This window comes from Streptomyces sp. NPDC006450 (genome assembly GCF_040612195.1).
Lineage (GTDB): Bacteria > Actinomycetota > Actinomycetes > Streptomycetales > Streptomycetaceae > Streptomyces.
Map to the genome: position 1 here is coordinate 1 of NZ_JBEXPT010000178.1, position 9,246 is coordinate 9,246.

General features: G+C 70.7%; 7 protein-coding genes. All 7 read left to right on the forward strand.

Annotated features, from left to right (window positions below):
* Positions 1 to 219: 219 nt before the first annotated feature.
* Positions 220 to 825, forward strand: a complete 606-nt coding sequence (locus ABZY57_RS30605) for a hypothetical protein (protein WP_356517442.1) — start codon at positions 220 to 222, stop codon at positions 823 to 825.
* 119 nt (positions 826 to 944) lie between these two features.
* Complete coding sequence (locus ABZY57_RS30610) at positions 945 to 1,451, forward strand: DinB family protein (RefSeq protein WP_356517444.1); 507 nt, start codon at positions 945 to 947, stop codon at positions 1,449 to 1,451.
* A 677-nt stretch (positions 1,452 to 2,128) separates the two neighbouring features.
* On the forward strand, positions 2,129 to 2,707 hold the full coding sequence (locus ABZY57_RS30615) for a Na+/H+ antiporter NhaC family protein (RefSeq protein WP_356517446.1): 579 nt from the start codon (positions 2,129 to 2,131) through the stop codon (positions 2,705 to 2,707).
* A 41-nt stretch (positions 2,708 to 2,748) separates the two neighbouring features.
* The gene (locus tag ABZY57_RS30620) at positions 2,749 to 4,209 is read left to right on the forward strand and encodes a basic amino acid/polyamine antiporter (protein WP_356517448.1); all 1,461 of its coding nucleotides are present in this window, start codon (positions 2,749 to 2,751) and stop codon (positions 4,207 to 4,209) included.
* Between the two features lie 71 nt (positions 4,210 to 4,280).
* Positions 4,281 to 5,540 carry an arginine deiminase gene (locus ABZY57_RS30625; RefSeq protein WP_356517450.1) on the forward strand — a complete coding sequence of 420 codons (1,260 nt, stop codon included), beginning with the start codon at positions 4,281 to 4,283 and terminating at the stop codon, positions 5,538 to 5,540.
* A 123-nt stretch (positions 5,541 to 5,663) separates the two neighbouring features.
* Positions 5,664 to 6,290, forward strand: a complete 627-nt coding sequence (locus ABZY57_RS30630; protein WP_356517452.1) for a hypothetical protein — start codon at positions 5,664 to 5,666, stop codon at positions 6,288 to 6,290.
* 809 nt (positions 6,291 to 7,099) lie between these two features.
* Positions 7,100 to 9,246, forward strand: a 2,147-nt coding sequence (locus tag ABZY57_RS30635) for an AMP-binding protein (protein ID WP_356517454.1), incomplete at its 3' end; no start/stop codon positions are given.

Sequence of the window (9,246 nt, forward strand, 5' to 3'; positions counted from 1 at the left end):
CGCCGCCGTTCCCGGCGAGGACTGACCGGGGCCCGTACGGAACCCGGTCGCTCGCGATGACGTCGCTGCCACGGCCACGAGAGGCGAGAGGCACCGCCGCTGCGCCAACCCGGCACCGTGTCGCGGCCGCATGCCGACGGACACCACGTGACGGGCGAATCCGGCATACGGTCGGGTGACCCGCCACCCCTGCCGCCGGCACCGGAACAGGAGCAGCCCGTGCTTCTCTACGCCCAGACCCCAGCACGGCGGAACCGACAGATCCTTGCGGACCTGGTCGCCGTACTGCTGATCGCCGCCACGGTGACGTTCGCCCTGACCGTCCATAGCGCGATCATGAAGTTGGCCGAACCCGGACGCAAGGTCGAGAGCTCCGGCGAAAGTCTCGCCAGCGCCCTCACCGAAGCCGGCGACACCGCCTCCGGGGTGCCGCTCGTCGGCGACCTCCTGAGGAAACCGTTCCGGTCCGCGGCTGACGCCGGCACCGGACTCGCCGACGCCGGACAGTCACTGCAGGACGTCGTCAGCCAGGTGGCCACCCTGGCCGCACTCGCCCTGATCGTCCTCCCCGTGGCCTTCATCCTGCTGCTGTGGCTTCCCCTGCGCGTGCGCTGGATCCGCCGCAGTGCCACCCTCCGGGACCTCTTCGACGCCCCCGGAGGCGCCGACCTGCTCGCCCTGCGCGCCCTCACCGGACCGCCGCGCGCCCTCTCCACGATCCCCACCCCTGCGGGCAGCCTCGCCGACGCCTGGCGCCGCGGCGACCGGCACGTCATCGCCGACCTGTCCGAGATCGCCCTCAGGCGGGCGGGCCTGAAGCCCTGACAGCGGCGCAGCCGGCTGCGGCAGGGAGGAAGCCCGGGCCAGGAGGAGCGGTGCGGGCCGGTCGGACCCGTCGGAAAATGCCTCGACACCCCTCGCATGGATCAGGGACGCTTCGCGGAATGACCAGAATCGACGACACACCTCCCGCGCGGGACGAGCGCACCCAGCTGACCACATTTCTCGACTACACACGGAACACCGCCCGCGCCAAGTGCGCGGGCGTCTCCGCAGAGAACGCCCGCAGGGCGCTCCTGCCGGGCTCACCGCTGATGACCCTGAGCGGAGTGATCAACCACCTGCGCTGGGTCGAGTACTACTGGTTCCAGGTGGTCTTCCTCGGCGAGGAGGACCACGGCCCCTGGACCGAGGAGGACCCCGACCGCGAGATGCGCATCGCCGTCGATTTCCCGCTCGCGCAGCTCCTCGACGAATACGCCGAACAGAGCGCCCGCTACCGCGCACTGGCCGCCCAGAAGAGCCTGGACGACCAGGCCGAGCGGGCCGTCCGCGACGGCCTCCACGTCGACCTGCGCTGGATCCTCCTCCACCTCACCGAGGAGACGGCCCGCCACAACGGCCACCTGGACATCCTGCGCGAAATGCTCGACGGCACGACCGGCGACTAGGGCCGCGGAGCGGATCCGACCGGACCGGATCGGCCGGCGTCGGCGTCGATCCGGCCCTCCGTCGCGTCGGTGAACCCACCGGCACACCGCCGGGACCCGTCAGAACCGCTCCGCCGCAACGGGCGGCCGCCAGGCGACGACACCCATCGAGTTACGAGATATGTCCTGATTTGGGGCTATATTTCACTTCGTCGGTGGGGTGCGGCATCACGGTCGGTGCCCACGCGTGAACGGGGCCGGGATGCGGGACGAGGAAGAGGGTGACGCACCGGGTCCGCCGGTGCGCGAACCGTCCCTGCTCGACTCGATCGTGCCGCTGGTGGTGCTGGCCGCACTGGTGGCCGGGTCGCTGGCCCTCTTCGGGCTCGACGCACTGGACGGGCCGATCCAGGTGGCCCTGGTGCTGTGCGCGATGGCCGCGGCGCTGGTGGCGATGAAGAACGGCCACCCGTGGAGTGAAGTGCAGCGGGCGGGCCAGCGCGCCCTTTCGTCGATCACCAGCGCGGTGTTCATCCTCCTGGCGGTGGGCGCCCTGATCGGGGTGTGGAACCTTTCCGGGACGATCCCGACCTTGGTGTACTACGGCATCCAGGTGCTCTCACCGAGTTGGTACTACGCGGCCACTGCCGTCATCTGCGGCGCCATCGCCCTGAGCACTGAAGGGCATCTGGCTCGCCATGGCGAACGGATTCTCCACCCAGTCGGGTATCCCGCTGATCGACCAACTGCTCTCGCGCAGCGGCATGGACAGCATGCTCCTCACCCTCTGGCTGATCATCGGTGCGGTCACCTTCGGTGCCGTGCTGGAGGAGTTCGGCCTCATCGCCCGGCTCGTGGACCCGCTGATCCGCTCGGCGAAGAGCACCGGACGGCTGTTCCTCACGGTGTTCGCCTGCGCCTTCGGCCTGAACGTCGTCGCCGGCGACCAGTACATCGCCCTCGTCCTGCCCTCGCGGGTGTTCCGTCTGGAGTTCGAGGAGCGCGGGCTCGCACCGACGAACCTGTCCCGTCTCTGCGCCGACAGCGGCACGGTCACCTCCACGCTCGTCCTGTGGAACTCCTGCGGCGCGTTCATGGGAGCCGTGCTCGGCGTTCCCACCCTGACCTACGCCCCGTTCGCGATCTTCAACTACGCCAGCCCGGCCCTGAGCGTCCTCTACGGCATCACCGGGTTCAAGATCGAGAAGGTCACACCGCCCGGGGCCGGGTCAGTGCCCGGCTCCGAGGGCGGGTCCGGGGCCTCCATCGGCCGGTAGCCGGCACCGCCCACCACCGAGAGTCGTAGACGAAGGAAGCCATGAGCAACGCCGAGACCAACGAGGCTGCGGCAACCACCGCAGGCCGGCCGGCCGTCAAGCTGACGCTGCTGACACTGACCGCGATGGTGGTCGGCTCGATGGTCGGCGCCGGGGTGTTCTCCCTACCGCGCCGCTTCGCCCAGGAGACGGGGGTCGCGGGCGCCCTGATCGCCTGGGCGATCGCCGGTACGGGCATGCTGATGCTCGCGTTCGTGTTCCAGACCCTGGCGGTCCGCAGGCCCGACCTCGACGCGGGCGTGTACGCCTACGCCAAGGCCGGATTCGGGGAGTACCTCGGGTTCTTCTCCGCCTTCGGCTACTGGGCGAGCGCGTGCGTCGGCAACGTCACCTACTGGGTGCTCATCATGTCGACGATCGGGGCGATCTGGCCCGCGCTCGGCGACGGGGACACCCTCCTCGCCGTCATCCTCTCCTCGGTCGGCCTGTGGGCCTTCTTCCTGCTGATCCGCCGCGGGGTCAAAGAGGCGGCCGCGATCAACAGGATCGTGACCGTGGCGAAGGTCGTACCCATCCTCGTCTTCGTCCTCCTCGCGGCGTTCTGCCTCGACGCGGACGTCTTCGCAGCCAACTGGGGAGGCGCCGACTACGCCGGCTCGCTGTTCAACCAGGTCCGCGGGACGATGCTGGCCACCGTCTTCGTCTTCCTCGGCGTCGAGGGGGCGAGCGTCTACTCCCGGCACGCCAAGCGGCGCGAGGACGTCGGGCGCGCCACCGTCCTGGGATTCCTGAGCGTCTTCGCCGTCTTCGCCTCGGTCACCATCGTGTCCTACGGGATCATGCCGATGGCCGAGATCGCCGAGCTGCGCCAGCCCTCCATGGCCGGTGTCCTGGAGCAGGCGGTCGGCACCTGGGGCAAGGTCTTCGTCAGCGCCGGCCTGATCGTCTCCGTCCTCGGCGCCTATCTGGCCTGGACGCTCATGGCCGCGGAAGTGCTCTTCGTCGCCGCGAAGGACAAGGACATGCCCCGGTTCCTGGGGCGCGCCACCTCCGAGGACGTGCCGGTTCCCGCGCTGCTGATGACCACGTCGCTGAGCCAGGTCGTCCTGGTCGTCACGATGTTCTCCGAGGACGCGTTCAACTTCGCGCTGGACCTGACCAGCGCGCTGAGCCTGATCCCCTTCCTGCTCGCTGCGGCCTTCGCCGTGAAGGTCACCTTCGGGCCGGGCCGCGGGGAGACCGTCGGTCAGAGCACGCGCGGGGAGCTGGTGATCGCGGTGATCGCCACGCTGTACACGGCGTTCCTGCTCTTCGCCGCCGGGCTCAAGCTGGTCCTGGTCTCCTTCATCCTCTACGCCCCGGCGACGTTCCTGTTCGTCAAGGCACGGCGGGAGCAGAACCGGCGCCTGTTCTCCCCCGGCGAGGCCGTCATCTGTGCCGTCTCCATCGCCGGCGCTCTCGTGGGAGTGCTCGCCCTGGCCGTGGGCTGGATCGAGCTGTGACCCGTACCTGACCCCCGATCCCCTGTCCGGGACATCTGATCCCCGATCCGTCCAACGAAAGGCGCAACGCGTTGAGCACCGACAGCACCCCCCGGCCCGCCTTCGGCGTCCACTCCGAGGTCGGCAGGCTCCGCAAGGTCCTGGTCTGCGCACCCGGGCTCGCGCACCGCCGCCTGACCCCCACCAATGCGGACGACCTGCTCTTCGACGACGTCATGTGGGTGGAGAACGCCCAGCGCGATCACGCGGACTTCGTCAACAAGCTCACCCAGCGCGGAGTCGAGGTCGTCGAGCTGCACAGCCTGCTCGCCGAGACCATGGCCATGGCCGAGGCCAGGACCTGGCTCCTCGACCGGAAGATCACCGCCAACGAGGTCGGCCTCGGGCTTCTCGACGGCACGAGGGCCTTCCTGGAGACCCTCACCCCGCGAGAGCTGGCCGACTTCCTGATCGGTGGGCTGTCGACCGCCGACCTGCCGGACGACTTCCGGTCCGGGTACGTGGCGCTCGCCCGCGAGGCGACCGGTGCGCGGGAGTACCTGATGCCGCCCCTTCCGAACACCCTCTACACCCGCGACACCACCTGCTGGCTCTACGGCGGCGTCACGCTGAACCCGCTGTACTGGCCCGCCCGGCACGACGAAACCCTCCTGATGAAGGCGATCTACACCTTCCACCCCGACTTCAAGGCCTCCACCGTGTGGTGGGGCGATCCCGAACAGAACTGGGGCCAGGCCACGTTCGAGGGCGGCGACATCATGCCGGTCGGCAACGGCGTCGTGCTGATGGGCATGAGCGAACGCACCTCCCGCCAGGCCATCACTCAAGTCGCCGCCTCCCTGTTCAGGAACGGCGCCGCCCAGCAGGTCATCGTCGCGGGCATGCCCAAGCTGCGCGCCGCCATGCACCTCGACACCGTCTTCACGTTCGCCGACCGCGACATCGTCACCCTCTACCCCAAGATCATGGACGCGGTGCACACCTTCTCGCTGCGCCCGAGCGACGAGCCCGTGGGCGTCGAGATCACGGACGAGGGATCGAGCCCGTTCGTCGACGTCGTGGCCAAGGGCCTCGGGCTGCCCCGCCTGACGGTCATCGAGACCGGCGGGGACGCCTACGCCTCCGAGCGCCAGCAGTGGGACAGCGGCAACAACGCGGTCGCCCTGGAGCCCGGCGTGGTCTTCACGTACGACCGCAACACGCAGACGAACACGCTGCTGCGCAAGGCCGGCGTCGAGGTCATCACCATCGTCGGGGCCGAGCTCGGACGCGGGCGCGGTGGCGGCCACTGCATGACCTGCCCGCTCATCCGCGACGCCGTCACCTTCTGACTCGCCCGCCAGGGTCGCGTCGCGGCGCGTCCCCCCGGTCGGTCCACTCCGGTCGCGGCGGGCGAGGACGGCATCGAGCATGAGGTGATGCCGACATCGGCTCGTCGCGTGGAAGAAGGCCCTATGACCACCGTGTCCGGAAAGCACTCACCGGTGAGGCGGGGTGTGACGGCTGTCGCACTGACGCTGGTCACCGTGGTTTCAGGGGTGGCCGTGCTGGCGTCGTGCAGTACGGGCGCGGGAGATGAGTCGACCAGGACGTTCAGCCCCCGGCCCACCCCACCTGACACGGCTTCCTTCTCCGGCCTGCCACCTGCCCCGATGAGTTCGGCCGCGGCCTCCGCACTCGCGTCGGCGTCGGCTGCGGCCTCGTCGGCGTCTGCCGCCGCTTCCGCCTTCGAGGCCTCGGTATCGGCCGAGACGCAGCGGGCGAACGAAGCGGCCGCCAAGGAGCTGGCAAAGGTGTCGGGCGGCGGCAACGCGGGGGCCGATGTCTCGCTGCGCGGCAAGCCGAGGGCCGAGACCGGGGGGCTTCTGGCCGTCATCGTCAGCATCACCAACCGTACGGACAAGAAGGCGTCGTACGCCGTCCAAGTGGAATTCACGGATGCCTCCGGCAAGGTCGTGGAGAGCAGGATCGTCGGAGCGGAGAACCTCGAGCCCGGCGAGCTGGCCCAGCCCCTCGCCATCAGCCGCAAGCCCGCCGACTTGAACTTGACGCCACGGATCGCCAAAGCCCAGCGGTACTGATCGAACGGGCACCGGGCCCGACCTGAACCCAGGCGAGCCGCGGCGCCACGAGAGGCACTGCACACCGCGGCCCCGGCCCCGACTTCGAGATCATGTAGCCCCTCCGGGGTCCGCGCCGGCCTCCATGCAGACCATGGAAGCGGAACCAGGTCGCGGCCGCCGCACGCGGACCACCCCGAGGAGATGGGCTCGGTTCGGCGCGCCTCCCTTCCGTCGTCTTCAGGCGACTTGGCAGAGTTCCGGGCCGGAAGCGGAGTGCGGATGCCGTCCATCCGGTCCTGACTTCGTGACGCATCGGCCGCCGCTCTCTCCACCCGCCCCGGGAGGCGGCGATCCGGCCCGCGATGTGGAGGCAGACCGGGCTGCGGTTGATCTCGCTTTGGGCGTACGCGTGTTGATGAATCGTCAAAGATGGCCACGCGCAGGGATGTTTGGGTGGACGTCGGTACAGATCGGTGCGCGCGGCGACCGATTCCGGGCCGTGGACGGCCCTTGACGGTGAATGGGCGTTGTGCGAATCTCTCGACAGGTCTGGACCAATTGTCGTCATCGGGCGGGGGCCCGAGCTACCAGACGTCCCGGGGAGATCCTGGGATGTCCGGCGGTCCTGACCGCTCACGGCCCGTCGGCCGGTCCCCGGGGGAGGGCCGGACGCCACACAGTGGCCGGTACCTGACGAAAGCCGGTCGCCGCAGTCTGTCGTCGGCCTCTGAAGCCCCGACCTGCGATGGCCCGTACCCCTTGCCGCGTCCGCACGTTCACCCGTGCTGCTCCTCCGCCCTGCTCCGACGTCCTAAGTGAGCCGCTGAATGTCCGAAGTCCTCCCCCTGCCCGACCGCACCCCGGCCTCGCCGGCCCAGCAGGGTGTCTGGCTGACCGATCGGCTGGGACTGGCCCGCGAGGCGTTCCACATGCCGGTCCGGATCTCCTTCGACCGGATCGACACGCAGGCGCTGGTCCGCGCAGTGGCTGTGGTCACTGGGCGCCATCCGGCCCTGGCCGCGCGGCTGGTCGAGCGTGACGGCCAGGTGTGGCAGGAGCCCGCGGCGCGGCGGCCCGAACTGGTGCAGCTCGAAGCACCCGAGGACGAGGCCGACTTGGAGAAGCGGCTGGAGGAGGAGGCCGCCCGTCCGTTCGTCCTGGAGACCGGCCCGCTCAGCCGCTTCACCTTGCACCGGCGATCCGACGGCAGCGCCGAACTACTGGTCACCGCCCACCACTCGGTCTTCGACGGCAACTCCAAGGACATCTTGACCCGGGACCTCGCAGCCGCGTACGGCCCGGCGTCCCATGGCGTGGCCATCGCGCCGGCCGAGCCGGCCGCATCGGCCCCACCGACCGCGGATGCGGACACCGTACGGAGAGCCTCCGAGTGGTACGGGCCGCGCTGGGCCGCCGCCACCGAGCCGGTGCTGCCCGGCGTGTCGCACGCCCCGACCGTCGCCGGGGCCGGTGAGACGGTCGAGTGGCGCCTCGGCGCAGCCGAGGCCGAGGAGTTGGCCGCAGCAGCCGCCCTCGTCGGCACCACGGTCTTCGAGTTCCTCCTCGCGGCCTTGCACGGGCTGTTGCGCCGATACGGCGGCGAATCGGTTCCGGTGTCCGTGCCGCTCTCCACCCGGACTACCGAACTCCGTGAGGAAATAGGGCTCTTCGTCAATGAACTGCCCGTGCACGCGCCGCCTGCGGCCGATGCTTCACAGACCTTCGCCGCCTTCGCCGCGGCCGTCCGGGCCGAGGTGCGGGCCGGCTACCCGTACCGCAGCGTGCCCTTCGGCGCCGCCGTCACCGCACTGAGCCCCCGCGTCGGCCTGACCGCCGTCTCGCTCGGCTACCGCCGGCGCGGCCCGGACCCCGACTTCGCCGACACCGGCGCCCGGGTCGACTGGGCCGTGCACAACCGCACGGCCCGCAACACCCTCCACCTCCAGATCGTCGAAGCCCCCAGGAGCCGCCGCGCCCCCCGCGGCGGCGTCGACTTCAGCCTGCAGTACGACCCTGCCGTGCTCGCCCCGGACGCCGCCCGCCGGGTCGCCGGCCACTACAGCACTCTGCTCGCCGGTGCGGTCGCCGACCCCGGCGCCCGTCTGCTGGACCTGCCGCTGCTGGACGCCGCCGAGCTCCGGGCCGTCACCACCGCTCCGAACGCCACCGATCGGCCCTATCCGGCCGACCGGACCGTGCTCGACCTGATCCGCGCCCAGGCCGCCGCCACCCCCGGGGCGATCGCGGTCAGCGCAGCAGGCCGCCACCTCAGCTACCGCGAACTCATGACCCGTACAGCTCAGTTGGCGGTAGCACTGCGCGCCGGCGGCGTCAGACCCGGCGACCTGGTAGCCCTCCACCTGGACCGTACCACCGACCTGCCCGCCGCTCTGCTCGCCGTCCTCGCCGCCGGCGCGGCGTACCTGCCGCTGGACCCCGGCTATCCGGCCGAACGCCTCGCCCTCGTCCTACGGGACTCCGGAGCCGTTCTGGTGCTCGCCGACCGCGAGCCCTCGCCCCTGGTCGCCGCAGCCGCCCCTGCGGTCCTACGGCTCCCGGCGCCGTCGGCGTACGACCCGGCCGGGGACGCCCCCGACGCCGCCCCCGGTCCGGACGACGTGGCGTACGTCCTCTACACCTCCGGCTCCACAGGCCGCCCCAAGGGCGTCGCGGTCGGGCACCGGGCCCTGGTCAACCTGCTCACTTCCTTCGCCGACCGGCTCGATTCGGACCCTCGGCACGCCTGGCTCGGACTGACCTCGCTCTCGTTCGACATCTCCGCGCTGGAGCTCTACCTGCCGCTGATCACCGGCGGCCGCCTGGTCCTGGCCCCGGACGGCCTCGCCGTCGACGGACCCGGCCTGCTCGCGCTGATCGGCGCCGAGGGCGTCACCCACGTACAGGCAACGCCGTCCGGATGGCGCGTGATGCTCACGGCGGGGAGCGCCACCGACGCGCTCGCCGCCGTCACCGG

What these genes read in the sequence shown, in the direction of transcription:
- ABZY57_RS30610 (WP_356517444.1), top strand. Translation starts at nt 945, where the DNA reads ATGACCAGAATCGACGACACACCTCCCGCGCGGGACGAGCGCACCCAG.
- ABZY57_RS30615 (WP_356517446.1), top strand. Translation starts at nt 2,129, where the DNA reads ATGGCGAACGGATTCTCCACCCAGTCGGGTATCCCGCTGATCGACCAA.
- ABZY57_RS30620 (WP_356517448.1), top strand. Translation starts at nt 2,749, where the DNA reads ATGAGCAACGCCGAGACCAACGAGGCTGCGGCAACCACCGCAGGCCGG.
- ABZY57_RS30630 (WP_356517452.1), top strand. Translation starts at nt 5,664, where the DNA reads ATGACCACCGTGTCCGGAAAGCACTCACCGGTGAGGCGGGGTGTGACG.